25 protein-coding genes are annotated in these 25,521 nt (G+C 67.9%); 14 read left to right on the forward strand and 11 right to left on the reverse strand.

The window, feature by feature from the left end; genetic code table 11:
- Positions 1 to 53 precede the first annotated feature (53 nt).
- The 9 genes from ACEN9H_RS20535 to ACEN9H_RS20575 all read left to right on the forward strand — a co-directional run bounded on the left by ACEN9H_RS20535 (position 54) and on the right by ACEN9H_RS20575 (position 8,429).
- Positions 54 to 929: an alpha/beta fold hydrolase gene (locus ACEN9H_RS20535; RefSeq protein ID WP_413671891.1), complete on the forward strand. Its 876-nt coding sequence runs from the start codon at positions 54 to 56 to the stop codon at positions 927 to 929.
- Between the two features lie 16 nt (positions 930 to 945).
- Positions 946 to 2,139, forward strand: a complete 1,194-nt coding sequence (locus tag ACEN9H_RS20540) for a substrate-binding domain-containing protein (RefSeq protein WP_413671892.1) — start codon at positions 946 to 948, stop codon at positions 2,137 to 2,139.
- A 1-nt stretch (position 2,140) separates the two neighbouring features.
- Positions 2,141 to 2,902 (forward strand): ABC transporter ATP-binding protein, encoded by a 762-nt coding sequence (locus ACEN9H_RS20545; protein WP_413671893.1) that lies wholly within the window; start codon positions 2,141 to 2,143, stop codon positions 2,900 to 2,902.
- A gap of 22 nt (positions 2,903 to 2,924) precedes the next feature.
- On the forward strand, positions 2,925 to 3,650 hold the full coding sequence (locus tag ACEN9H_RS20550; RefSeq protein WP_056127698.1) for an ABC transporter ATP-binding protein: 726 nt from the start codon (positions 2,925 to 2,927) through the stop codon (positions 3,648 to 3,650).
- Between the two features lie 11 nt (positions 3,651 to 3,661).
- Positions 3,662 to 4,681 (forward strand): branched-chain amino acid ABC transporter permease, encoded by a 1,020-nt coding sequence (locus tag ACEN9H_RS20555; protein WP_413671894.1) that lies wholly within the window; start codon positions 3,662 to 3,664, stop codon positions 4,679 to 4,681.
- 1 nt (position 4,682) lies between these two features.
- Positions 4,683 to 5,753, forward strand: coding sequence for a branched-chain amino acid ABC transporter permease (locus ACEN9H_RS20560; protein WP_413671895.1), 1,071 nt, complete (start codon positions 4,683 to 4,685; stop codon positions 5,751 to 5,753).
- A gap of 166 nt (positions 5,754 to 5,919) precedes the next feature.
- Complete coding sequence (locus ACEN9H_RS20565; RefSeq protein ID WP_413671896.1) at positions 5,920 to 6,582, forward strand: choice-of-anchor J domain-containing protein; 663 nt, start codon at positions 5,920 to 5,922, stop codon at positions 6,580 to 6,582.
- A gap of 13 nt (positions 6,583 to 6,595) precedes the next feature.
- Positions 6,596 to 6,985, forward strand: coding sequence for a post-PEP-CTERM-1 domain-containing protein (locus ACEN9H_RS20570; RefSeq protein ID WP_413671897.1), 390 nt, complete (start codon positions 6,596 to 6,598; stop codon positions 6,983 to 6,985).
- Positions 6,972 to 8,429 (forward strand): PA domain-containing protein, encoded by a 1,458-nt coding sequence (locus tag ACEN9H_RS20575; RefSeq protein WP_413671898.1) that lies wholly within the window; start codon positions 6,972 to 6,974, stop codon positions 8,427 to 8,429. Before ACEN9H_RS20570 ends, ACEN9H_RS20575 begins: the two co-directional genes overlap by 14 nt.
- Before the next feature lie 78 nt (positions 8,430 to 8,507).
- Here ACEN9H_RS20575 and ppa read toward each other — a convergent pair whose 3' ends face one another.
- Positions 8,508 to 9,044 carry an inorganic diphosphatase gene (gene ppa, locus ACEN9H_RS20580; RefSeq protein ID WP_056127683.1) on the reverse strand — a complete coding sequence of 179 codons (537 nt, stop codon included), beginning with the start codon at positions 9,042 to 9,044 and terminating at the stop codon, positions 8,508 to 8,510.
- A 274-nt stretch (positions 9,045 to 9,318) separates the two neighbouring features.
- Between ppa and ACEN9H_RS20585 the strand changes: the two genes are divergently transcribed.
- Positions 9,319 to 9,510 (forward strand): hypothetical protein, encoded by a 192-nt coding sequence (locus ACEN9H_RS20585; protein ID WP_371766248.1) that lies wholly within the window; start codon positions 9,319 to 9,321, stop codon positions 9,508 to 9,510.
- Between the two features lie 3 nt (positions 9,511 to 9,513).
- On the opposite strand, the gene ACEN9H_RS20590 is transcribed toward ACEN9H_RS20585, so the two are convergent.
- From ACEN9H_RS20590 to hemC, 4 genes are read right to left on the reverse strand one after another with little or no spacing between them, the layout of a single operon-like run.
- On the reverse strand, positions 9,514 to 10,710 hold the full coding sequence (locus ACEN9H_RS20590) for a heme biosynthesis protein HemY (protein WP_413671899.1): 1,197 nt from the start codon (positions 10,708 to 10,710) through the stop codon (positions 9,514 to 9,516).
- A 17-nt stretch (positions 10,711 to 10,727) separates the two neighbouring features.
- Positions 10,728 to 11,882 carry a uroporphyrinogen-III C-methyltransferase gene (locus tag ACEN9H_RS20595; protein WP_413671900.1) on the reverse strand — a complete coding sequence of 385 codons (1,155 nt, stop codon included), beginning with the start codon at positions 11,880 to 11,882 and terminating at the stop codon, positions 10,728 to 10,730.
- Complete coding sequence (locus tag ACEN9H_RS20600; RefSeq protein ID WP_413671901.1) at positions 11,879 to 12,649, reverse strand: uroporphyrinogen-III synthase; 771 nt, start codon at positions 12,647 to 12,649, stop codon at positions 11,879 to 11,881. The genes ACEN9H_RS20595 and ACEN9H_RS20600 overlap by 4 nt, the downstream gene beginning before the upstream one ends.
- Positions 12,642 to 13,619, reverse strand: coding sequence for a hydroxymethylbilane synthase (hemC, locus tag ACEN9H_RS20605; protein ID WP_307167974.1), 978 nt, complete (start codon positions 13,617 to 13,619; stop codon positions 12,642 to 12,644). Before hemC ends, ACEN9H_RS20600 begins: the two co-directional genes overlap by 8 nt.
- A gap of 77 nt (positions 13,620 to 13,696) precedes the next feature.
- On the opposite strand from hemC, the gene ppc reads away from it, so the two are divergent.
- Positions 13,697 to 16,612, forward strand: a complete 2,916-nt coding sequence (gene ppc / locus ACEN9H_RS20610) for a phosphoenolpyruvate carboxylase (RefSeq protein ID WP_413671902.1) — start codon at positions 13,697 to 13,699, stop codon at positions 16,610 to 16,612.
- A gap of 27 nt (positions 16,613 to 16,639) precedes the next feature.
- Here the strand turns inward: ppc and ACEN9H_RS20615 are convergent, their stop codons facing one another.
- The gene (locus tag ACEN9H_RS20615) at positions 16,640 to 17,551 is read right to left on the reverse strand and encodes a LysR substrate-binding domain-containing protein (protein ID WP_413671903.1); all 912 of its coding nucleotides are present in this window, start codon (positions 17,549 to 17,551) and stop codon (positions 16,640 to 16,642) included.
- Positions 17,552 to 17,734: 183 nt separating this feature from the next.
- Here ACEN9H_RS20615 and ACEN9H_RS20620 point away from each other — a divergent pair, with 183 nt between their 5' ends.
- Complete coding sequence (locus tag ACEN9H_RS20620; protein ID WP_413671904.1) at positions 17,735 to 18,736, forward strand: zinc-dependent alcohol dehydrogenase family protein; 1,002 nt, start codon at positions 17,735 to 17,737, stop codon at positions 18,734 to 18,736.
- 23 nt (positions 18,737 to 18,759) lie between these two features.
- On the opposite strand, the gene ACEN9H_RS20625 is transcribed toward ACEN9H_RS20620, so the two are convergent.
- The 4 genes from ACEN9H_RS20625 to ACEN9H_RS20640 all read right to left on the reverse strand — a co-directional run bounded on the left by ACEN9H_RS20625 (position 18,760) and on the right by ACEN9H_RS20640 (position 23,309).
- Positions 18,760 to 19,536, reverse strand: coding sequence for a transporter (locus ACEN9H_RS20625; protein WP_413671905.1), 777 nt, complete (start codon positions 19,534 to 19,536; stop codon positions 18,760 to 18,762).
- A 53-nt stretch (positions 19,537 to 19,589) separates the two neighbouring features.
- Positions 19,590 to 21,194, reverse strand: coding sequence for a methyl-accepting chemotaxis protein (locus ACEN9H_RS20630; RefSeq protein WP_413671906.1), 1,605 nt, complete (start codon positions 21,192 to 21,194; stop codon positions 19,590 to 19,592).
- A 14-nt stretch (positions 21,195 to 21,208) separates the two neighbouring features.
- Positions 21,209 to 21,985 (reverse strand): transporter, encoded by a 777-nt coding sequence (locus tag ACEN9H_RS20635; RefSeq protein WP_413671907.1) that lies wholly within the window; start codon positions 21,983 to 21,985, stop codon positions 21,209 to 21,211.
- Between the two features lie 157 nt (positions 21,986 to 22,142).
- Entirely contained in the window at positions 22,143 to 23,309 is a 1,167-nt protein-coding gene (locus ACEN9H_RS20640; protein ID WP_413671908.1) for an MFS transporter, read from the reverse strand.
- Between the two features lie 99 nt (positions 23,310 to 23,408).
- On the opposite strand from ACEN9H_RS20640, the gene ACEN9H_RS20645 reads away from it, so the two are divergent.
- Positions 23,409 to 23,909 (forward strand): MarR family winged helix-turn-helix transcriptional regulator, encoded by a 501-nt coding sequence (locus ACEN9H_RS20645; protein ID WP_413675612.1) that lies wholly within the window; start codon positions 23,409 to 23,411, stop codon positions 23,907 to 23,909.
- On the opposite strand, the gene gstA is transcribed toward ACEN9H_RS20645, so the two are convergent.
- Positions 23,910 to 24,515 carry a glutathione transferase GstA gene (gene gstA, locus ACEN9H_RS20650; RefSeq protein WP_413675613.1) on the reverse strand — a complete coding sequence of 202 codons (606 nt, stop codon included), beginning with the start codon at positions 24,513 to 24,515 and terminating at the stop codon, positions 23,910 to 23,912. It abuts the gene before it with no gap.
- Between the two features lie 105 nt (positions 24,516 to 24,620).
- Between gstA and ACEN9H_RS20655 the strand changes: the two genes are divergently transcribed.
- A complete protein-coding gene (locus ACEN9H_RS20655) occupies positions 24,621 to 25,496 on the forward strand; it encodes a LysR family transcriptional regulator (RefSeq protein WP_413671909.1) in 876 nt (291 codons plus the stop codon).
- The last annotated feature ends 25 nt before the right edge of the window (positions 25,497 to 25,521 follow it).

Consider the following 25,521-nt stretch of genomic DNA (forward strand, 5'->3'; position numbering starts at 1 on the left):
CCACACCGGCATCCGCCGCACTACCGAACATCGAACGACAGGATATCGCCAGCGTGGCCAACTACACCTCCATCCGCTATACGAGCAACGACGGCCTCGCGCTGCATGCGCGGGACTACCCCGCGGACGCCGGCGCGACGGGGCGCCTGCCCGTGATCTGCATCCACGGACTGACGCGCAACGCATCCGACTTCGACGAGTTCGCGCCGATCGTGGCCCGCCAGGGCCGGCGCGTGCTGGCGCTCGACGTGCGCGGCCGCGGCGAGTCGCAGCGCGATCCGAATCCCGACAACTACACGCCGGGCGTGTACGCCGGGGACGTCGCCCGGTTCATGGCGGACCTGCACATCCCGCGCGCCGTGTTCGTCGGCACGTCGATGGGCGGCCTGATCACGATGACCCTGGCCGCGAAGCACATCGACCTGATCGCCGCCGCGGTGATCAACGACATCGGCCCCGTGATCTCGGAAAAAGGCCTCGCGCGCATCGCAGGCTACACGGGCCGGACGGCCGCCGTGGATTCGTGGGCCGCCGCCGCCGGCTACGTCCGCGACATCAACGCGTGCGCCTTCCCGGACAACGTCGATGCCGACTGGGACAAATGGGCGCGCCGCGCCTTCGCCCCGGACGCCGCCGGCCGGCTGGCCCCACGCTACGACCCGAATATTGCGATCGCGCTGCAAACCGGTAAACTCAGGCCGACGTCGCTGCCGCTGCGGATGGCGTTCCGCAAGCTCACGCAGGAACGTCCCGTATTGCTCGTGCGCGGCACGCTGTCGGACCTGCTCGAAGAACGCCAGGCCGCGTGGATGCGGCGCGCGGCGCCAGACATGACCTGCGTCGAAGTCCCGAACGTGGGCCATGCGCCGATGCTGACGGAACCGGTCGCGCTGGACGCGATCCTCAAGTTCCTGGCGAACGTGCCCTAACAATCAAGGAGACGACATGAAACACATTAAACCCCTTCCCCTGGCCCTGTTCGCCGCCTTCGCCCTGACGGCGACCGGCGCCGCGCTGGCCGCCCCCGACCTGAAAGTCGCCCTCATCGCCGGCAAGACGGGCCAGCTGGAATCCTATGCCAAGGAAACGGAGACCGGTTTCATGCTGGGCCTCGAATACCTCACGGGCGGCAAGATGGAAATCAACGGCCGCAAGCTGAAGGTCATCGTCAAGGACGACCAGGGCAAGCCCGACCTCTCGCGCACCCTGCTGGCGGAAGCCTATGGCGACGACAAGGCCGACATCGCCGTCGGCACCACGTCGTCCGGCGCCGCGCTCGCGATGCTGCCCGTCGCGAAGGAGTACAGGAAGGTGCTGATCGTCGAACCGGCCGTGGCCGACGAGATCACGGGCGCCAAGTGGAACAAGTACATCTTCCGCACCGCGCGCAATTCGATGCAGGACGCGCTGGCCGCCGCGTCGACGCTGAAGAACGGCAGCGTCGCGTTCCTCGCGCAGGATTACGCGTTCGGCCGCGACGCCATCAAGGCCGGCAAGGAAGCGCTGGCCGCCACGGGCAGCAAGGCGAACGTCGTGCACGAGGAATACGCGCCGGCCGCCGCGACGGACTTTACCGCGCCCACGCAGCGCCTGTTCGACGCGCTGAAGGACAAGCCGCAGCCGCGCGTGCTGGCGATCGTCTGGGCCGGTCCGAACCCGATGAACAAGATCGCGGACATGAAGCCGGAACGCTACGGCATCTCGCTGGCCCCGGGCGGCAACATCCTGCCCGTGATGAAGACGTGGAAGGCCTACGCCGGCACGGAAGGCACCATCAATTACTACTACGGCTTCCCGAAGAACAAGATGAACGACTGGCTCGTGGCCGAGCACACGAAGCGCTACAAGGCTCCGCCCGACATGTTCACGGCGGGCGGCATGGCGGCGGCGGCGGCCGTCGTCGCGGCGCTGCAGAAAGTCCCGTCCGGGAACGGCGACCAGATGGCGGCGGCGATGGAAGGCATGTCGTTCGAGACGCCGAAGGGATTGATGACGTTCCGCAAGGAAGACCACCAGGCGCTGCAGCCGATGTACCACTTCCGCATCAAGAAGGACCAGAAGAACGAATGGGACCTGCTGGAACTGGTACGCGAAATCCCGGCCAGCGAGCTGCCGCTGCCCGTGCGGAACAAACGCTGACATGACCGCGCCTTCGCTCGCCACGCGCGATTTGACCATCCGCTTCGGCGGCCACGTGGCCGTCAACGCGGTGACGGCCGAGTTCTACCCAGGCACGCTGACCGTGATCGTGGGCCCGAACGGCGCCGGCAAGACGACGTACTTCAACCTCGTGTCGGGCCAGCTGCCGGCGACGTCCGGCAGCGTGTTCGTGGGCGGCCAGGACGTCACGCGGCTCGGCCCCGCGCGCCGCACGCGCCTGGGCGTGGGCCGCGCGTTCCAGCTGACGAACCTGTTCCCGCATTTGACGGTGCTGGAGAACGTGCGGCTGGCCGTGCAAAGCCGCGCCGGCATCGGCATGAGCATGCTGTCGCTGTGGTTCGGCCACAAGGAAGTCATCCAGCGCACCGAACACTACCTCGAACGCGTGTCGATGAGCGGCAAGCGCGCCTCTCTCGTCGGCACGCTGTCGCACGGCGACCAGCGCAAGCTGGAGGTGGCGATCCTGCTCGCGCTGGAACCATCCATCCTGATGTTCGACGAACCCACGGCCGGCATGAGCGTGGACGAGGTGCCGGTCGTGCTCGACCTGATCCACCAGGTCAAGGCCGAGCGCAACCGGACCGTCCTGCTCGTCGAGCACAAGATGGACGTCGTGCGACAACTTGCCGACCGCATCGTCGTGCTGCACAACGGCACGCTCGTGGCGGACGGCCAGCCGGCCGAGGTGATGCAATCGAAAATCGTGCAGGAGGCCTATCTTGGCACCCCCGAACCCGCATGACACGCTGAGAACGACACTGCCCATGACCGAACCCATCCTCACGCTGTCCGGCGTCCACACCCACATCGGCCAGTACCACATCCTGCAGGGCGTCGACCTCGTCGTCCCGCGCGGCGGCCTGGCCGTGCTGCTCGGCCGCAACGGCGCCGGCAAGACGACCACCCTGCGCACCATCATGGGCCTGTGGAAGGCCAGCCGCGGGACGATCACGTTCGACGGCCGCGACATCACGAAGCTGTCCACACCGGACATCGCCCGCGCCGGCATCGCCTACGTCCCGGAAAGCATGGCCGTGTTTTCCGAACTGACGGTGCGCGAAAATTTATATCTCGCCGCGCGCAACGGCCCGCTGGACGCGGCGCGCGTGGACTGGATCTGCGGCTTCTTCCCCGCGCTGAAAAAGTTCTGGAACTACCCGGCGGGCAATCTGTCGGGCGGCCAGAAGCAGATGGTGGCCATCGCCCGCGCGATCGTCGAGCCGAAGAAGCTGCTGCTCGTGGACGAGCCGACCAAGGGCCTCGCCCCCGCCATCGTGCAAAGCCTGATGGCGGCGTTCCGCGACCTCAAGGACACGAGCACGACCATCCTGCTCGTCGAACAGAATTTCAACTTCGTGCGCACCCTGGGCGACAGCGTGAGCGTGATGGACGACGGCCGCGTCGTCCACGCGGGCCTGATGCACGACCTGGCGCACGACGACGCCCTGCAGCAGCGCCTGCTGGGCCTGTCGCTCGACTCCCATCAATGAATGAGACAACGATGAGTGCAACCCTCCCAATTGCCCAGGCGGATGCGCCGTTGCCGGCGGCGCGGCGCGACATCGCCCCGCTGCTGCTCGTGCCGGCCGTCGTGCTGGCGGCGCTGCCCTTCATGAGCCTGCCGACCTGGATCACCCTGACGGTGGCCGGGCTCGCGATGGGCATGATGATCTTCATCATGGCCAGCGGCCTCACGCTGGTGTTCGGCCTGATGAGCGTGCTGAACTTCGGCCATGGCGCCTTCGTCTCCGTCGGCGCGTTCACCGCGACGTTCGTGCTGCTGCCGATGCGCGGCTGGCTCGAGATGGATTCCCTGCTCGCCAACCTCGGCGTGCTGGGCCTCGCCGTGCTGCTCGCGATGGTCGTGACGGCGCTGCTCGGCTGGGCGTTCGAACGGATTGTCATCATGCCCGTCTACGGCCAGCATTTGAAGCAGATCCTGATCACGATGGGCGGCATGATCGTGTCCGAACAACTCATCAACGTGATCTGGGGCTCCGAACAGATCGCCCTGCCGCTGCCGGCCGCGTTGCGCGGCGCCGTGTTCCTGGGCGAGGCCGCCATCGAGAAATACCGGCTGCTGGCGGTCGTCGTCGGCCTCGTCGTGTTCGCCGCGATGTTCGTCACCCTGAACCGCACCAAGATCGGCCTCTTGATCCGTGCCGGCGTCGAGAATGGCGAGATGGTCGAGGCGCTGGGCTACCGCATTCGCCGCCTGTTCGTCGGCGTGTTCGCGGCCGGCTCCGCGCTGGCGGGCCTCGGCGGCGTCATGTGGGGCCTGTACAAGGAAACGCTCGTGGCGCACATGGGCAGCGAGATCATGGTGCTGACGTTCATCGTCATCATCATCGGCGGCCTGGGGTCCGTCGGCGGCTGCTTCATCGGCTCCCTGCTGATCGCGCTCGTCGCCAACTACGCCGGCTTTCTCGCGCCGAAGGTGGCGCTCGTCTCGAACATCGCGCTGATGATCGCCGTCCTCCTGTGGCGCCCGGCCGGCCTGTACTCGAAAGGACGTCATTGACATGCTGACCCAGCTTCTCTCCGGCGACCTGCCGCGCAGCCGCGCGTTGACCGCCCTCCTCGTCGTCATCCTGCTCGGCCTGCTGTTCGCGCCGTTCCTCTTTTCCGGCGCGCGCCCGCTGAACACGGCGGCCACGATCTGCGTCTACATCGTGCTCGTCGCGTCGTACGACCTGCTGCTCGGCTATACCGGCATCGTCTCGTTCGCCCACACGATGTTCTACGGCATCGGCGCGTACGGCGTCGGCATTGCGCTGGCCCGCGTGGACGAGCCGACGTGGAGCGCCATCGTCACGGGCATTGTCGCGGCGCTGGCGCTGACCGTCGTCCTGGCCTTCGTCATCGGCCTGTTCGCCCTGCGCGTGCGCGCCATCTTCTACGCGATGATCACCCTGGCCGTCGCGTCGTCGTTCTCCGTGCTCGCGTCGCAGCTGTCCGACTTCACCGGCGGCGAGGACGGCCGCACGTTCAGCGTGCCGGAAGTCCTGTCGCCGGGCTTCACGCTGATGGAGAACGAGGTGTTCGGGCGCAGCGTCGACGGCAAGCTGATCACCTATTACGTCGTGTTCGCGGGCTGCCTCGTGCTGTTCCTGTTCCTGCTGCGGATCGTGAACTCGCCGTTCGGCCGCGTGCTGCAGGCGATCCGCGAGAACGAGTTCCGCGCCGAGGCGCTCGGCTACCGCACCGTCGTCTACCGCATCTGGGCCAACGTGCTGGGCGCCGTCGTGGCCGCGCTGGCCGGTGCGCTGATGGCCTTGTGGCTGCGCTACGTGGGGCCCAAGACGAGCCTCGGCTTCGAAGTGATGACGGACATCCTGCTCATCGTCGTCATCGGCGGCATGGGCACGATGTATGGCGCGGTCGTGGGCGCCACGCTGTTCATCCTCGCGCAGAACTATCTCAAGACCCTGATGGGCCAGGCCTCCGAGATGCTGTCCGGCGTCCCGCTGCTGGCCGCCGCGCTGCATCCGGACCGCTGGATGCTGTGGCTCGGTGTGCTGTTCATCCTCTCCATCTACTTCTTCCCGATCGGCATCGTCGGCAAGCTGCGGATGCGCCGCTTCGCACGCTGATGTCATCCGCCGGAGGGCAGCTTGCCCTCCGGTCCCGTCGCGCGGCCCATCGCGGCCCGCCCATCGATACCCCCGTTTTGTCCAGCCTGTTCGTTAGCTGAAAATCAAGGGTCGTTATCATCCGACTCATAAGATGGGCCCATTCATAGTTCATGAAAGGGCGTCCATGAAACCCGTAAGAACCTTGTTCGCGACAGCCGCGCTGTCGCTGGCCGCATTGGGCGCGACGACCGCGCGGGCTGCCGGGGTCGAAGTGCTCAGCGAAGGATTCGACGATGTGGCGGGCCTCTCCGGATGGGCCCAGGTCAACCACAGCGTGCCCGCCGGCGACGCCTGGTTCCAGGGCAATCCGGCGCTATTCCCGGCCCAGTCGGGTGCGCCCGATGCCTACGCGGCCGCCAACTTCCTCAGCGCCGCGAACGGCAGCGGCAGCGTCGACAACTGGCTGATCACGCCGGTGCTCGACCTGTCCGGCACCACGGTGCTGAGCTTTTACACGCGGCACGATGCCCTGCCCGGCTTCAACGACCTGCTCGAAGTGCGCTACGCGGCGGGCACCGGTACCGACATGGCCGACTTCACGACGCTGCTGACGACGATCGGCGGCACGGCCGGCTACCCGACGGACTGGCAGCAGTTCACGGCGACCATCACGAACAGCGGCAACGGCCGCTTCGCATTCCGCTACCTGGGACCGGCCGATACCCTGAACTATGTCGGCCTCGATACGGTCTCGGTAGTGACGGCGGTGCCCGAGCCCGCGCACTGGATGATGCTGGCGCTGGGCCTGGGCATGATCACCCTGCTGCGCCGCCAGTCACGCCTTTAAACCGGAGGAAGCCATGTCCAAGGAAAAACTGCTCACCATCGGCACGCTGGCCGCCCTGTGCGTGCTGGCCGCCTTTTCGATGCACGCCAGGGCCGCGGGCCAGGAAGGCATGGTCGTCGTGCGCGATCCGCAGACCGGCCAGTTGCGCGCGCCGACGGCCGACGAGCTGAAGGAACTGCGCGCCAAAGCGCCGGCCACCGCCGGCCTCGCCGCACCCCGCACGCAGGGCACGATGAGCCGCCGCGACGGCTCGCGCGGCGTGCGCCTCGGCGAGAAAAGCATGGTCTACGAAGTCGTCACGCGCGGTCCCGACGGCAAGCTGACCGGCGAATGCGTGCAGGGCCAGACACCGGACCACAACCCGGACCACAACCACGGGGAGTCGAAGCATGAAAGCCGTTGAATCGTCGCGCCTGCAACGGGTCCTGGGCGCCCTCGCCGGCGTCGCCGCCGCCTGTGCGTTCACCGTCGGCGCGGCCGCCCCGGCCCGGGCCGCGGCCACCATCGTGATCGTCAACCTGAACGCGCCCGGCGTCGGCTTCAACGACCCCACCCCGGTCGCGCCCGTCGGCGGCAACACCGGCACGACGCTCGGCGAGCAGCGCCTGAACGCGTTCCGGCGCGCGGCCGACATCTGGGGCGCGACGCTCACGAGCAGCGTGCCGATCCGCATCGGCGCGTCGTTCGTGCCGCTGTCGTGCACGGCCACGAGTGCCGTCCTCGGCGCGGCCGGCGCCAACGAGGTCTGGTCCGACTTCCCGGGCGCGCCGCGCACGTCGACGTGGTACCCGAGCGCCCTGGCCAGCAAGCTGGCGGGCCAGGACGTCGCGACGCCGGGCGAGCCGCACATCATCGCCCGCTTCAACGCGCGCCTCGGCCTGTTCCCCGACTGCCTGCCCGGCTCCGGCTTCTACCTCGGCCTCGACGACCAGTTCGGCAGCCAGATCGACCTCGTCACGGTGCTGCTGCACGAATTCGCGCACGGTCTCGGCTTCCAGACGTTCACCGACGACGAGACGGGCGCCGAGATCCAGGGCATCCCGTCGATCTGGGATTACTACCTGCTGAACAACCGCACGGGCAAGCTGTGGGTGGAAATGACGGACGCCGAACGCGCCGAGTCGGCCGTGTCGTGGCGCGGACTGTCCTGGAACGGGCCGATCGTGACGGCCGCCGTGCCGCAGGTGCTGGATCCGGTCTCGAACCTGGCCGTCAGCGGCGCCGCCGCGGGTGCCGCCGGGGGCAACTACACGGTGGGCGATGCGTCGTTCGGCCCGCCGCTGTCGAATCCGCCCGTCGCCGGCCAGCTGATGCCCGTCGTCGACCAGCCCACCGGCACGGGCCTCGCCTGCGATCCGCTGAATGCGGTGAACAGCCTCGCCGTGCGCGGCAACATCGCCCTCGTGGACCGCGGCACGTGCGACTTCGTCACCAAGGCCCGCAACGTGCAGGCGGCGGGCGCGCTGGGCATGGTCGTGGCGGACAACCAGCCGGGCGACGTCGGCGGCATGAGCGGCAACGACGCCAGCATCACGATCCCGTCCGTGCGCATCACGCAGGCCGACGGCATCAGGCTGAAGGCAGCTTTGGAGCGCCGCTCGCGCACGCAGTCGGGCGTCGTGGCCGGTCTGGGACTCGACACGACGCGCCTGGCCGGCACGGACAGCGCGGGCCGCATCCTCATGTACACGCCGACCACGTACTCGCCGGGCTCGACCGTGTCGCACTACACGACGGAGGCCAAGCCAAACCAGTTGATGGAACCGGCGATCAACACGGACCTGACGCACGAGGTGACGCCGCCGCGCGACCTGACCTACCCGCTGCTGCGCGACATCGGGTGGTGACGGTGGTGACGGTGGTGACGTAAACGACAAAGGGCCGCTCACCCGAAGGTGGCGGCCCCTGCGACCGAAGTGCGGAAGTTATGCGCCCTTCGACTCGTGGTTCTTCACGCCGGCGAGGATCTCTTCCTTGGCCGCGTCCGGGCCTTCCCAGCCTTCGACCTTGACCCACTTGCCCTTTTCCAGGTCCTTGTAGTGCTCGAAGAAGTGCTGGATCTGGCGCAGGGTCAGTTCCTGGACGTCTTCGACCTTTTGCAGGTGCGAGTAGATCGGCAGGATTTTTTCGACCGGCACGGCCAGGATCTTCGAGTCGCCGCCGGCTTCGTCGGTCATCTTCAGCACGCCCAGTGCGCGGCAACGCACGACGACGCCCGGGATCAGCGCGAACGGGGTGATGACCAGCACGTCGCACGGGTCGCCGTCGTCGGCGATCGTGTTCGGGATGTAACCATAGTTGCACGGGTAGTGCATCGCGGTACCCATGAAGCGGTCGACGAAGATCGCGCCGGATTCCTTGTCCACTTCGTACTTGATCGGGTCGGCGTTCATCGGGATTTCGATGACGACGTTGAAGTCGTTCGGCACATCGCGGCCGGCGTTGACGTTATTCAGGCTCATGGATAGTCCTTGGTTGCTGGAGAAACAATAAAAGGTCGATTATAACGAATCGCCTCGGGCTTGTGCGCCGCACAAGGTCGCGTAAGCACCGAAATGCCCGCCGCAACAGGCAGTCTGTTGGTCCGGCCCCCACACCCGGAAACACGGTGTTGGCGGGATCCCGACCGGGCAGGCCTCTTTTGCCACGGGAATCCCCCGATCGCAGGGTGGCACGCCTCCTGCTGGATAGCCGTCGGCGGGCAGCCGCCCGCGTCACCAATCCGAGGGGAACGACATGAACATCCAGAAACACATGGAAGCCATCTTCATCACGGCGCTGGCCATCGCCGGCGCCGGATCGATCGTCATCGACCGCCTGCCGGATGCCCGGGCAACGCCGGCCGTCCCGGTCGCGAACAGCATCGGCACGCCGGGCCACATGGCCGTGATCATCGTGCGCGGCAAGCGGGACGCACGCCGCGCGTGACGGTCACAGCACCGTCGCCAGCGCGCACGACCGGTAATGCCTGTCCGCCTCTTCACGCTGGCCCAGCGCCTCGTGCAGCTGTGCCAGTTTCAGGTGGGCTTCGCGCACCATGTGCGGCTCGGTGGCGTCGGACAACGCCTGCTCCAGGTAGCGCTGGGCCTTGCCCCACAGTTTCTGGCGCAGGCACAGGGAACCCAACGTCAGTTCCAGTTCCGGATCGTTCGGATGGGCACGCAGCCAGGTTTCGCAATTCTCGATCTGCGCCAGCAGCGTGGCCGACCCTTCCGGACCGGCCGCCTCGCGGTAGGCGCGCACGACGCGCTCGTCCCAGCCGGCTTTCAGGGCATCCTCGACGATGCCGCGGGCGTCGTCGTGCAGACCGCGCGCATTCAGCGCTGCCGCGGCACGCGCCGCGATGGTCGGTTTCACCCGGTCGCCGGCCGGGACGCCGGCCCACACGCGGCGGATCGACTCGGCGTCGTGGCCGCCTTCGGACAGCAGCGCGTCGTACGCCAACTCGCGCAGGCGCGCGGACAGCGCGGGGTGCAAGGCGTTGCGCTTGTCGAGGATGCGCACCAGACGCAGCACCTCGGGCCAGTTGCGCGCCTGCTGGTTGGCCTTCATGGCCCATTGCAGCGCGTGGATATGGCGCTGGCCGCTGGCGTTCAGTTCCGCGACGGCTTCCAGCGCGCCTTCCGGCTTGTGGTCGTCGACGAGCAGTTCCGTGACCGTCATCAGGCGCGCCGTCTTGAGGGACTGGTCGTGCACGATGCCTGCGAGCCAGGCGTCGCGGCGCGCCGGTTCGCGCATGCGGTGCGCGGCCCGGGCGCCGATCAGCGCGGCAAGGCCGGCGTTCTCGGGCAGGTCGGCGGCGCGCATGGCGGCCTTCTCGGCATGGCCGAAGCGGCCTTCGAACAGGGCTTTCAACGCTTCGCGCAGGCCGCGGTTCGCTTCGCGTTCACGCTTGCGGTAGCGGTACTGGGCCACGCGCTCGGGCATGCCCAGCGTGGCCCGCACGGCGCGGACGAGGCCGTACAGCACGAGGAACAACAGGAACGCCAGCACGACGAACAGGTTCAGCGACAGGTCGATCCGGTGCGGCGGATAGAAAAAGACGACGTTGCCGGGATTGAAACGCGCGGTCACGGCAATGCCGATCGCCGCAGCCATCAAGGCGACTAACCAGAGTAATAAACGCATCGTTCAGGCCCCGCGCTTCACGGCTTCGATTTGTAATTGCGCACGGCGTTCAGGCTCTCCGACAAGTCGGGCACGTCGATGGTGACGTTGTTGGCCTGCACCTGGCGCAGCAGGGCCTGCGCGGCCTGCGTCGAGCGTGCCTTCGTGTCGAAATACTTCACGAGCTGCTGCTGTGCGGAATTGATGTCGTCGCGGAACGTGCCTTCGTTGCGCGACAGCAGCGCCAGGCGCGCGTTCAGCAGACGCAGCTTGAGGTTCTCGCGCACGAAATACGATTCGCTCGGCGACAGCATCAGCGCATCCGGGTTGTCGACCGTGCGCACGCGGATCAGCTGGCGGATGTCGTCCCACATCTCGTGGCTCCAGTTGCGCCACGTTTCGGTCATGCGCTGGGCCAGCGTCCGGTCGGCCGGTGCCGCGGCCTTGCCGGCCACCGCAGACGCGTTCACGCGCGACGGCGCGATCGGCTCGGCCGGCTTTTCGTCGGACAGCAGCGGCAGGTTGTCGATCTGCGAAATGACGTTGTCGAGGCGCAGCGCGATGCCGGGCTGGTCGACGGACGGCAGCGCCTTCAGCTTTTCGATGTCGCGCGCGATGGCGCGGCGGATCGTGATGAATTGCGGCTTGTCGGAGCGCGACAGGGACCGGTCGGCGTTCTGCAGCGCGATCAGCGCGCCCTGCACGTTGCCGGCCAGCTGCAACTGCTGGCTCGCGGTGGACAGCACCTGCTCGATCTCGGACAGCGCCCATTCGTCGCGGTTCTTCGAAATGTCCTGGTACATCTGCTCGAGCGCGGCCTGCTGGCTCTGCGCTTCGGTCTGACGGTTTTCCAGCACGCCGACCTTCACCTGCAATTCCTTGGCCGCCTCCTGGATCTCGCGCACGGCCTGCGCCGTCTCGGCGTTCGAGGCATTGTCCTTTTGCAGCGTGCGCGCGACATCCTCGCGCAGCTTGTTGAAACGGCTGTGCGTGGAATACGTCTGGAGGGCAAGCAGGATGGCCAGCGCGAGGATGGCGACGTTCTGCGGCTTCTGCAGCAGCCCGCCGACCCTGGTACCCTCGGGAACACGCGGCTCGCCGGGGCCCGCCGGCGCCGGCGTCACATAGCTTTCCGGCGGAACGACCGGACCGCCCATGTTTGGTTTTTCTGGATTGTTGGGCAATTCGTTCATGCTCGTGATTGTAACGCGGCAAGCAGCCGCTCGTCGCCCGACCCCGTGAGCGTCACAGTGGTGAAACCCAGTGCAGAGGCCGTTTCCGCGATGCGGGCATGCGGAACGATCAAGTGCTGCCGTTGCAGATTTGCCACACTTGCTCCGCCGTCAAGCTGCTCGACGAGGCCGGCCAGCCCGCGCAGGGCTTCCGAGCTCGTGATTATCCAGTCGTTCGGGCCTGCCAGCAAGGCGCGCAGCGACGCGGCCAGGTCCGGCGTCAGGTTCGGGACGGCACGGCGGTAGGCGGCAACGGTCTCGACCTCGATGCCGGCCGCGCGCAAGGCGTCCGGCAACACTTCGCGGCCCGTCTCGCCGCGCACGACGAGCACCTTGCGGCCCGCCAGCGCGGCCAGGTCGAGTGCCTGCAGCAGGTGTTCGGAATCGCTGCGGGCCGGGTCGAGCGGGACATGGACGCGGTAACCATCGCCGGCGATGCCGTGGCGGGCCAGCGCGGCCCGGCTGCCCTCGCCCACGACGGCGAGCGCCACCTCGGCCGGCCACGCGTCGAGATGGGCAAACGCGGCGTCGACGGCATTCGGCGACACGAACGCGACCAGCGCATACTCGCGCAGCCGGGCGAGCGCGGCGCGCAGCGGGGCGGCATCTAGCAACGGGGAAATGTCCAGCAATGGCAAAATCAGCGGTGTGCGGCCGAGCGCCGCCACCGCGCGGGCCAGCGGCTCGGCCTGCTGGCGCGGACGGGTGATGACGACCGCGTCAGGCATCGCCCGCGGCGGTCGCCTTGCATTCGGCCAGGATCCCGGCGGCATCCTGCGCGGCCAGCTTCTGCGCCACCTGCTCGCCCACCGCTTCCGGCAACGCGGCCGGGCCGCTGGCGTCCGCGAACGCGCTGCGGCGGCCGTCCGGCGTGGCGACCATGGCGCGCAGGTGCAGCGTGTCGCCGTCGACGGTCGCATGCGCCGCCAGCGGGATCTGGCAGCTGCCGCCGAACACTTGCGACACTTTACGTTCGGCCTGCACGGCCTGCGCCGTGTGCGTGTGGTTCAGCGGCGCCAGCAGTGCGCGTACGTCGAAGCCGGCGGCATTGCCCGACAGGATCTCGATCGCCATCGCGCCCTGCCCTGCGGCCGGCAGGCTCTCTTCCGGCTCGAGGTAGGCACGGATGCGGCGCGTGAGGCCCAGGCGCTTGAGGCCGGCGGCGGCGAGGATGATCGCGGCGTAGTCGCCACGGTCGAGCTTGCCCAGGCGGGTGTCGAGGTTGCCGCGCAGCGGCTTGATCACGAGCTGCGGATAGCGCGCGGCGATCAGGGCCTGGCGGCGCAGGCTGCTCGTGCCGACGATGCTGCCCGCCGGCAACGCGGCCAGGCTGTCGAAATCGTTGGAGACGAAGGCGTCGCGCGGGTCTTCGCGTTCGAGGATGGCGGCCAGTTCAAAGCCTTCCGGCAATTCCATCGGCACGTCCTTGAGGGAGTGCACGGCCAGGTGGGCGCGGCCGTCGGCCATCGCCACTTCGAGCTCCTTCACGAACAAACCCTTGCCGCCGACCTTGGACAGCGTCTTGTCGAGAATCTGGTCGCCGCGCGTGGTCATGCCGAGAATGTCGATTTGGCACTGCGGATATAATGCTGCGAGCCGGTCGCGCACATGCGTGGCCTGCCACATGGCCAGCCGGCTTTCGCGCGATGCGATAATCAGTTGCGCGGGAACATGCTGCGTCGTGTCGTTGGAGTTCAAAACGGTTTCTTTCACTGTCGTTGCGCCCGGATCGGGCAGCGCCGGTTAAGCCCATACCTGAGATCACAAATTCTAGCATGGGCCTACCCGCAGGCCATGGCAAACCGCCAGCGCGCCCCGCAGGACCTTTGGTAATACCGATTCGTTGTCTCTGCAGTTTCAACAATTCAACCATGGTCGATATGGACAATCCCGCTGCACTCTCCCCCCAACCGCCCGGCAACGTCGACAAGGACGCGCCGCTGAAAGAAGACATCCGCCTGCTCGGCCGCCTCCTCGGCGACGTGCTGCGCGACCAGGAAGGCGAAGCCGTGTTCGACGTCGTCGAAACGATCCGCCAGACCGCCGTGCGCTTCCGCCGCGAAGACGACGAGCAGGCCGGCACCGAACTCAAGACGCTGCTGGCGAAACTGTCGCGCGAAGAGACGAACTCCGTCGTGCGCGCCTTCTCGTACTTCTCGCACCTGGCCAACATCGCGGAAGACCAGCACCACATCCGCCGCCGCCGCGCCCACCTGCTGGCCGGCTCGAAGCCGCAGCCGTCCAGCGTCGCCTACGCCCTCACCCGCCTGAAGGATGCGGGCGTCGCGCAGGACACCGTCGAAGGCTTCCTGCGCGAAGCGCTGATCGCCCCCGTGCTGACGGCGCACCCGACCGAAGTCCAGCGCAAGTCGACGCTCGACGCCGAGCACGACATCGCCCGCCTGCTGGCCGAGCGCGACCTGCCGCTGACGCCGAAGGAACGCGCGCGCAACCTGCAACTGCTGCAGGCCCGCATCGCGACCTTGTGGCAGACCCGCATGCTGCGCTACGAAAAACTGACGGTGGCGGACGAGATCGAGAACGCCCTGTCCTACTACCGGACGACATTCCTGCGCGAGCTGCCGGCCGTGTACGACGACGTCGAGGAAGAGATCGCGGCGCAGTACGGATCCGCGGCCGATGGCCTGGACGACGCAGCGTACATGCAGATGGGCAGCTGGATCGGCGGCGACCGCGACGGCAACCCGAACGTCAACGCCGCCACGATGCAGCGCGCGCTCGTGCGCCACTCGACGACCATCTTCGATTTCTATCTCGACGAAGTGCACGCGCTGGGCGCGGAACTGTCGCCGTCCACGCTGCTCGTGTCCGCGAGCCCCGCGCTGCTGGCGCTGGCCGATGCGTCGCCGGACCACTCCCCGCACCGCAGCGACGAGCCTTACCGCCGCGCGCTGATCGGCGTCTACGCCCGCCTCGCGTCGACGGCGCGCGAACTGGGCGCCACCAACATCCTGCGCAAGGAAGTGGGCCATGCGGATGCGTACCGCGATGCATCGGAGTTCCGCGCGGAGCTGCAGGTGCTCGCCGATTCGCTGAACGAGAACCACGGCGCCATCCTCGCGGTGCCGCGCCTGAACGGCCTCGTACGCGCGGCGCGCATCTTCGGCTTCCACCTCGCCTCGCTCGACATGCGCCAGAGCTCCGACGTACACGAGAAAGTGCTGGCCGAGCTGTTCGCGCGCGCGGGCGTGGAAGGCGATTACGCCGCGCTGTCCGAGGACGCGAAAGTCAGACTGCTGCTGGACGAACTGGCGCAGCCACGCCTGCTGTACACGCCGTACGAAAGCTATTCGGACATCACGAATTCCGAACTGCAGATCCTGCGCATGGCGCGCGAGATCCGCAAGCGCTACGGCACGCGCGCGATCCGCAACTACATCATCTCGCACACGGAAGAAGTGTCCGACCTGCTCGAAGTCCTGCTGCTGCAAAAGGAAACGGGGCTGTTCCGCCCCAGCGAGAAGAAGAGCGACGCGATGGTGATCCCGCTGTTCGAAACCATCCCCGACCTGCAGCGCGCGGCCGAGATCATGGGCACGTGGATGGCGCTGCCGATCGTGGCCGACGTGATCGAGCACCAGGGCCGCCTGCAGGAAGTCATGCTGGGCTATTCGGACTCGAACAAGGACGGCGGCTTCCTGACATCGAACTGGGAGCTGTACCAGGCGGAGCTAAAGCTGGTGAAGGTGTTCGCGGACGCGAACGTCAAGCTGCGCCTGTTCCACGGCCGCGGCGGCACGGTGGGCCGCGGCGGCGGTCCGAGCTACGAGGCCATCCTCGCGCAGCCGCCGGGCACCGTCAACGGCCAGATCCGCCTGACGGAACAGGGCGAGATCATCTCGTCGAAGTTCAGCAATCCGGAAATCGGCCGCCGCAACCTCGAACTGCTGGTCGCCGCGACGCTGGAAGCGGGCCTGATGCCGCACGACGCGGACCGCGAACAGATCGAGCGCCTGTCCCGCTTCGAGCCCGTGATGGCCGAGCTGTCGCAGCGCGCGTACAAGGCCTACCGCGACCTCGTGTACGAGACGCCGGGCTTCACGGACTATTTCTTCGCCGCGACGCCGATCGCGGAGATCGCGGAACTGAACCTCGGCTCGCGCCCCGCGTCACGCAAGTCGACGCGTCGCATCGAAGACCTGCGCGCGATCCCCTGGGGCTTCTCGTGGGGCCAGTGCCGCCTGCTGCTGCCGGGCTGGTTCGGCTTCGGCGCGGCCGTCTCCGGCTGGCTCGCGGAAGGCGACCGCGACCAGCGCCTGGCGCTGCTGCGCGAGATGGCGCAGCACTGGCCGTTCTTCGCGACGCTGCTGTCGAACATGGACATGGTGCTGGCCAAGACCGACCTCGCCATCGCGTCGCGCTACGCGGAACTGGTGCCGGATGCCGATCTGCGCGAGCGCATCTTCAAGCGCATCGCGGCCGAGTATGCGGAGACGCTGCACTGCCTCACGCTCGTCACGGGCACGGAGGAACGCCTCGTGAACAACCCGCTGCTGGCGCGGTCGATCCAGAACCGGTTTGCATATCTCGATCCGCTCAATCACCTGCAGGTCGAGCTGATCCAAAGGCATCGGGCGCTGTCGGCCGAGGAGAAGGTCGATGAGCGGGTGCATCGCGGGATTCACCTGTCGATCAATGGCGTTGCGGCGGGGTTGCGCAACACGGGCTGACGATCCGCCCGCCCATCGCCTGGCGGTTCACCCCGAACCGTCGGGCTCCCGCCGCCTGAACGTCTCGCGCAGGAAGTCGACGAACGCCTTGACCTTCGCCGCACGCAGGTGCTGTTGCTGGAACAGCACCGAGACGTCCGGCCCGGCGGCGGCGTAATCCGCCAGGACGGGAACGAGAACACCTCTTGCTATCTTGTCCTGCACGGACAACGACAAGACCTGGATGATGCCGCCGCCGGCCACCGCGGCCGCAACCAGCGTTTCGACGTGATCCGTGCCGAAGACACCGCGCAGCGCGAGCGGCGCGGGCTGCCCATCCCGTTCGAAGAACCACGGGCGGATGCGGCGCGATTTCGGATAAACGAAGTTCAGGCAGTCGAATGTCGTGAGATCGTCGGGCGACTGCGGCGTGCCGCGTTGCGCCAGATAATCCGGTGCGGCACAGCAGACATAACGGGTTGTCGCCAGGGTTTGCGCGACGAGGTGGGTATCGGGAAGGTTCCCGATCCGCACGAGGACGTCGATTCCCTCCTCGACCATGTCGACGAACCGGTCGTTGGCCGTCATCCGGACCGTGATATCCGGATACTCGCGGAAGAACAGCGGCAGCACCGGCGCGACAATCAGGTCGCAGATGATGCCCGGCATGTCGACCCGCAGGACGCCGCTGGGCATCGCATTCGACTGCCGCAGCGCACCTTCGAGTTCATCCATGTCGCCCAGCAGCCGAACCGCGTTGTCGTAGCACTGGCGACCCTCGTCGGTGAGGGACATGCGGCGCGTCGTGCGGTTCAGCAGCTTCACCCGAAAATGGCTCTCGAGCGACGCCACCTGGTTCGTCACCGAAGACGTGGAAATCCCCAGCCGGTCGGCCGCACGGCTGAACGCTCCAGCTTCCACGACGCAACAGAAGACTTTCAATGCATCCAGACGGTCCATGCTTCCTCGTCCCGGCATGAGTGACAGGCGGGTATTGTAACAGTGGCAATCCGATTATCCACGAATCCGAAATTCTGCATTGGCGGCCGTGCCATTTTTCCGGCTGCGCTTTTTTCCTACACTAGGTTCACTGGCGCTGCGATCGAAGGTGGTGCCAACCACAACCGCCCGAAAGGAAATATCATGAGCAACCCGACCACCATGCAAGCCGTTGTCCTGACCGCGTACAACGAACCCCTCGTGCTGCGCGACGTCGCCCGTCCGGTCGCCGGTCCCGGCCAGGTCCTGGTCCGTGTCGCGGCGAGCGGCGTGAATCCGCTCGACACCAAGATCGTGGCCGGCAAGGCGGACCACGCGCGCACCGCCCTGCCGGCGGTCCTCGGCATCGACATGGCCGGCGTCGTGGAAGCCGTCGGTTCCGGCGTTGAAGGCTTCCGTCCGGGCGACGAGGTCTACGGCATGACGGGCGGCATCGCAGGCGTGCAAGGCTCCCTGGCGCAATACGCTGCGGTCGATGCAAACCTGCTGGCACACAAACCCCGGAACATCTCGATGCGCGAAGCCGCCGCGCTGCCGCTGGTGTTCATCACCGCCTGGGAAGGCCTCGTCGACCGCGCCAACATCGGCGCCGGCATGAAAGTGCTGGTCCACGGCGGCGCGGGAGGTGTCGGCCACATCGCCGTCCAGATCGCCCGGGCATTCGGCGCCGAGGTCTACGCGACCGGCTCGGCAAGCCAGCGCGAGACCATCGAAGGGTACGGCGCGACCGCGATCGACTACCGCGCGAGCCCCGTGGACGATTACGTCGCGCAGTACACGGACGGCGAAGGCTTCGACATCGTCTACGACACGGTCGGCGGCCCTACCCTCGACGCCTCGTTCCGCGCGGCCCGCCTGTACGGGGGCCACGTCGTCAGCGCCCTCGGCTGGGGCACCCATGCGCTGGCGCCGCTGTCCTTCCGGGCCGCCACGTACTCGGGCGTCTTCACGCTGCTGCCCCTTATCACCGGCAAGCGCCGTGCCGCGCACGGTGCCATCATGCGTGAAGCGACCCGGCTGGTGGAAGCGGGCAAAGTCCAGGTTCGCATCGCCCCGACCGAATACACGCTCGCCAACGTGGCCGACGCGCATCGCGCCATCGCCGACGGCACCGCCTCCGGCAAGCTGGTCGTGTCCGTGTCTTGAACGCGCGGGCCGGCGCGTGGGGATCAGCGCCGTATGGAGATCCCAAACGCCAGGCTCAGCCCCGGCGTCTGGCGATTCACCCCATGCACCACCATCGCGTCGATCTGGCAATCCCTGTTCACGAGCCACGACACGCCCGTGTCGACGATCGCCTGCGTCCCGTGCCCGATCTGCGGCGCGGCCACTTCCGCGAAGCCGTGCAGCCGCTCGCTGAACGCCTTCCCGACCGACGCCGCGAACACGCCGTACGTAACATCGCTGTCGCGCACCACGCCCGGCATCACGCCCAGCGACCAGTCGTGCCCGAGATCCCACTCCACCGGTAGCTCGATGGACGGCCGGAACCCGCTGCCGCGCAGCGCCGCACTGCCCGTGGGCAGCGCCACCTCGGCGATCATCCCGACGGATGGCCGCATGCCGTCCTGGTCGGCGACATGCCATTTCACGCCGGCGGACAGGTCGGCCCAGCCGGCACTGACCGTGTGCGCGCCCGACGCGGGGTCGCTCGCGTGCTCGATCGTGCGCCCGTCCGTCTCCACGCGCAGTTCGAGCGCGTCGGCCACGCCGATGCGCAGCAGGGTCGGCGTCGTGAGCGTGCGCACGTGCGCCTCCGGGTCGCGCTGGCGGTCCCATTGGACGCCCGTCTCGAGCTGGACGCGGTGGCTGCCCACCACCTGGCTCGAGTTGGCGACGTTGGGACGGTCGGGGTTGATGGTGTCGTCGTCCGCACGGGCGGCCGGGACGGACAGGACGCCTGCCAGCAGGCAGGCCAGGGAAGCGGAGCGGATCGAAGTTTGCATACCGACAGTATGCCAAGGCCGGGCCGGCGTGGCCCAACCTGTCTACATCGTAATCATTGCAGCGCCAGGCGCGCGGCCCCGACCGGCGGCTGCGGGGCGCGCGGCGCGGCGGCGGGCGGCGCGGCGAGCACGAAACTGGCCACGAGCCGCTGCAGCTGCTCCGCCTGTTCCTGCATCGCGCTCGCCGCGGCCGTCGCTTCTTCCACCAGCGCCGCGTTCTGCTGCGTGGCGTCGTCGATCGCGCCGATGGCGCGGTTGACCTGGCCGATGCCTTGCTCCTGCTCGCCGCTGGCGATGCTGATCTCGCCCATGATCGCGGTCACGCGGCCCACGCTGTCGACGACGTCGCGCATCGTGGCACCCGCTTCCGCGACGAGGCGCGTGCCGGCATCGACCCGGGCCACGGAATCGTCGATGAGGCCCTTGATCTCGTGCGCCGCCGCATTGGCGCGCTGGGCCAGGGTGCGCACCTCGCCCGCGACGACGGCGAATCCCCGTCCCTGCTCGCCCGCGCGGGCCGCTTCCACCGCCGCATTCAGCGCGAGGATGTTGGTCTGGAACGCGATCCCTTCGATGACGCCGATGATGTCGACGATGCGGCGCGCGGACGTGTCGATCGCACCCATCGTGTCGACCACCTGGCCCACGACGGCGCCGCCGCGCTGGGCGATGCCGGATGCCGATTGCGCGAGGCTGTCCGCCTGGCGAGCGTGCTCGGCGTTCTGGCGCACGGTCGCCGTCAGCTGTTCGATCGACGTCACCGTCTGTTCCAGCGCCCCGGCCTGCGCTTCCGTGCGGCGCGACAGGTCGGCATTGCCGCCCGCGATCTGCGCCGTGCTGGTCGCGATGGCCTCGGTGCCGCCGCGTACGTCGCCGACGATGCGGCGCAGGCTGGCCTGCATCGCGCCCAGCGCGCGGTTCAGGCGCCCCGTCTCGCTGCGGTCGCCTTCGCCGCACGCGAGGTCGGTGTCGAGGCGGCCGGCCGCGATGCGGTCGGCGAGGTCGATCGCGGCGTCGAGCGGACGGCTGATCGAGCGTACGAGCAGCACGCCCGCCACGAACGTCGTCAGCGCGGCCAGTAGCGCCATCACGACCACTTGCACGCGCGCGCGCCGCACCGTCGCGTCGCCGGCGGCGCGGGTGTCGTCCGACGCGGCTTCGATATGTCCGGACAGCGCCTCCATGCTTTTTTCGAGTACGTGGAAGCGGTCCATGAACGCCGGATACGCGGCGCGCGCGGCGGCCGGATCGGACACCTTCAGGATAGCGTCGACGCCGCGCAGGTAAGCGTCGACGTCCGGCTTGACCTTGTCGATGGCCGCACGGATCGCGGGATCCTTCACCTGCCTGTCGAGGTTCGCCATCATCTCGCGGAACAGCGCCTTGTGTTCGGCGGCTTCGCGCCGGGCGGCGTCGCGCGCGGCCGTGTCGGCATCGCCCGCCAGCAGCGCGGCCAGCACGTCGGCCCGGAGGGCGTCGTGCGCCTGGTCGGCCTGCATCTGGTGGCGGATGGCGCTGCCGTTGCCGGTGATGGCGTCCATGGCGCCGTCGAGCTGGCCGACGGCCAGTTCGCCGATGCCGCCGACCATGACGACGAAGGCGATGGCGGTGACGTTCCAGGCCAGCATGCGCTGGCGGATGGTGAAGCGGTTCAGCATGGGAATTCCTTCCGTTATCGGCGCACCGACAGGCCCAGGCCGATGCCCAGGTCCGCCGTGCGGCGGTTCAGGCCGCGGCTCAGCGCGGCGTCCAGTTGAATGTCGTTCGTGAGCAGCCATGTCACGCCGGTGTCGAAGACGGCCTGCGTGCCGCCGCGGTTGGCGCGCGCGATGCGCGGCGCGGCCAGTTCGACGAAGCCGTGCACGCGTTCCGTGATGTCGCGGCCGACCGTGGCGGCCAGGATGCCGTAGCCGCGGCGGGCGCCGCGCTCGTCGTTGTCGGTGCCGACGCCGGGCATGATGCCGATCCCGACGCCATTGGCCAGCTCCCACTCGGCGGCGACACGCAGCGACGGGCGCACGCCGGAACCCCGCAGGGCCTTGCTGCCGCCGGGCAGGTCCGCATGCAGCAGCCAGCCCAGCGACGGCGCGGCGCCGTCCTGGTCGGCCGTATGCCATTTGATGCCGACGGACGTGTCGGCGTAGCCGGCCGTCGTCGCGCCGCCCGCGTGTGCGACGGTGCGGCCGTCCGTCTCGAAGCGCAGCTCCGTCGTCTCACCCAGGCCGATGCGCAGCAGGGTCGGCGTGGTCAGCGTGCGCGCGGTCACGCCGCCGGCGCGGTCGCGCTCCCACTGCAGGCTCGTTTCCAGCTGCAGGCGGCCTTTGCCGACAACCTGGCTGGATTCGACGAAGTCGGGACGGTCGGTGGAAATCGTGTCGTCAGCGCCGGCCGATGCGGCCAGCGGCAGGCCGCAGGCGGCGGCCAACAAAAGGAAAGAAAAGCGAGCCATGTGGATATGTGGAACAGTCGATGTGCCAAGTATCCGCAAGCTGGCTCGTCAATACCAGACAGATTGTGAATTTCTCGATAGAACCATTTTTCGTTTGATAACTTATGTCGGGGCGGCACCACAAAGCTTGTCGGACCGGCATGCCGAACGCCGTGTATCAGCCCTGCAAGGAAATGCGATGGCCGGGGCGTAACGACATGGCGATGAGCGCCAGTACGAGGCAGAGCGCGGCCATCAACCACCATGCCGGTGCGAGATTCGAGAGGTGCTCGCGCAGCAGTCCGGCGGCGAGCGGCAGGATCGCCGCCAGCAGGTAGCCGCCGCCCTGGACGAAACCCACGATCGCACCGGCATCCGCCGGGTTATCGCCGTGGTCCATCGCGACGATGAGCGACAGGGGGAACAGCGCACCGATACCGAGCCCGGCCAGCAGGGCCGCCGGCCATGCGAGAGCGGCCGGGGCGAGGGAAAAGCCGAGCATCCCCGCGAGGAGCGCGCCGATCGCCAGGAGCAGCACCACACGCCGGTCGGGCGTCCGGCCAACCACGGCGGACACGGCGATCCCCGCCGCCACTTCCGCGCATGTCAGGGCGCCGAGCAACGCCCCCGCCGCTTCCGGCGACCAGCCGAGCTGCGTGTAAAACGGCGGCAGCCACGCCAATACCAGGGTATAGGCGCCGGTGCCCAGGCCGAAAAAACCCAGCAGGAGCCAGCCGCGCCTCTTGCGATGGACCGGGCGCCGTGCCGCGTGCACCGGCAGCGCATCGGGTTGCGACGTGGCCAGGCACCAGGCCGCCAGTCCCACCAGGGCGGGGAACACCCACACGCCCAGGGCCGCGGTCCAGGTCATGCCTTGCGCCAGCCATGGACTGGCCGCGCTGGAGATCATCGCCCCGCCCATGATCGCCGTCGAATAGATACCCATCACCGTTGCCGTGTGCCCTCCCGCGCGGTGCCGGATCGCCATCGGCATCAACGCCTGGACCATCGCGATGCCGATGCCGCCTGCGATCGCCGTCGCGAGCAATGCGGTGGGGCCGCTCCACGCCCAGCGTCCCAGGCAGGTCAGTACGATGAGCAGCACGCCGGACGCGATGCCCCGGCGCGCGCCGAGTGCGGCTTGCAGGCGGGAGGCGCCCAGCATGCACACGCCCATCAATGCGACCGGCAGCGTGGTCAGCAGGCTGGCCCCGGTATCGCTCAGCCCCGTCTCGCGCTGGATCACGTCGAGCAGGGGCCCGATCGTCGCCATCGTGGGACGGAGGTTGATTCCAACGAGCACGACCGCTGCTGGAAAGGCATATGCGCCGAGTGATTTTGACATGTCGAGTTCCTGGAACCGTTCGACGCTTGGCTGCGCGACGGGCATTCCATATAATTTGATGTGAAGATATTTTATCTCTACATCAAGATACTTGCAAACATGGATAGAGCACAAAAAGCAGCGACTCAATGGGCGCGCGAACGCCCGGACCTCGACGTCGGGCCCATGATCCTGTTGGGGCGACTTGGCGAAGCGGGCGTGGTGATCATGCGCGACCACCTCAATCCGCTATTCGCGCGCTTCGGCCTGCAGCCGGGCGAATTCGACGTGCTGGCAACGCTGCGGCGCAGCGGCACGCCCTATGCGCTGACGCCGACCGACCTCTACGAAGCCGCCATGATCTCCTCTGGAAGCATGACGAATCGCATCGACCGGCTGGAAAAGGCCGGGCTCGTGCAACGCCAGCCCAACCCAAGGGATGGCCGGGGCACCCTGGTGGCGCTCTCCGCCACGGGACTCGCCCTCATCGACGAGGCCGTCGTCGCGCATGTCGCCAACCAGCAGGCCGTCGTCAGCGGGTTGACGGAGAAGGAGCAGGCGCAGCTTTCAACCCTCCTTGCCAAGCTCCTCGCCTCGACCAGCGGCACGGCGCCAGGCTGATCACGTCGCGGTTTCGGCGTGTAACGACGCCAGCACGGCGGGCCGCGCGCCGATCCGCCGCACATAGGCCTGCAAGGCGGGCCAGTGGCCGAGATCGATGGAAAAGAACCTGCACCAGCCCAGCACGGTGAAGAGGTAGGCGTCGGCGACGCTGAAAGACGCGCCCGCCAGATAGTCCTGGCGGCCCAGGACGTCTTGCAAGAAATCGAATCGGCTGGACAGCCTGGCGCGGAAGCAGGCCAGGGCCTCTTCGGGAAGTGCCGTGTTGAACAACGGGGCCGAACCGGCATGGATCTCCGTGGCGACGAAGTTCAGCCACTCCTGGAGCCGCACCCGCTCCCAGGTGCCGGCGCGCGGCGCCAGTCCGCTTTCCGGGTCGAGGTCGGCCAGGTACTGGACGATGGCCGGACCTTCGGTCAGCACCTGGCCGTCGTCCAGTTCGAGCGCGGCCACATAGCCCTTCGGATTGATGGTACGGAAATCGCGGCCGTCCGCGGTGAGCCTGGTCCGGTTGTCGACCTTGACGAGATCGAACGGCAGGCCGAGTTCGCGCAACACGATATGGGGAGACAGTGAACAGGTATGGGGGGCGTAGTACAGCTTCATGAAACTCCTCGGAACGTTGGACACGGTCGAGCAGTATCCTCGTGGCCCATTAGCCCGTAAAATTAATGTCTGATTTTCCACGTATTAGCTGAGCTACTGATTCCCATGATGAACCTCTTGCATTGGCGCCTGCTGGTCGCCGTCGCCGATGCCGGCAACATGTCGCGCGGCGCCGAGCGCGTGGGCATTACGCAGTCCGGTGCCAGCCAGGCCATCGCGCAACTGGAAACGTCGCTGGGATTCAAGGTGTTCACGCGCGAGCGGCGGCACATCGGCATCACGGCGCTGGGCGAGCAGGTCGTGGAGCAGGCCCGTGCGATGGTGGAACGTCTCGACGCGATTCGCGCGCTGGCCGATGACAGCCGGGGCCTCAATGGGGGCCGTATCCGCCTGGCCAGTTTCCCATCGGTGATCTCGACGCTGTTGCCTGGCCTGCTGCGGGATTTCCAGCGCCGCCATCCCGGCATTGCACTGGTGGCGCTCGAAGGCACGGACGAGGAGGTGGAAGCGTGGCTGGCCGCCGGCACGGTGGAATTGGGGGTGGTGCTGAATCCCGCCCCGGGACGCGCGGCAGCGCTGCTGGGACGCGACGCGTGGGTGGCGGTGCTGCCTTCCAGTCATCCCCTGGGCCGCCGCGCCAGCGCGGCCGGCGTCACGCTCGGCGAAATGGCCGCGCAGCCGTTCATCCTCGCCACGGGCGGCTGCGCCGTGCACGGCCAGCGTCTCGTGGAACGGGCGGGCCTGCGCCTGCCGGACATCCGCGTGACCGTGCGCGACTGGGCCAGCGCCTGCATGCTGGTGCGCGAAGGCATGGGCGTCGCCCTCGTGCCCGAATCGACGTTGCCTGAAGACCGGCGCGGGCTGCGCGTCATGCAGCTGACGCCGCCAGTACACCGCGAATTCGGCCTGGTCTGCTCCGAGGCCGCGAAGGCGTCCCGCCCGGTGCAGGCTTTCCTCACAGGACTTCTGCCCGCGCAATAAAAAAGCCGCGCGGCCCGGACGGGCG

The organism is Massilia cellulosiltytica, assembly GCF_047325105.1.
Lineage (GTDB): Bacteria > Pseudomonadota > Gammaproteobacteria > Burkholderiales > Burkholderiaceae_D > Telluria > Telluria orientalis.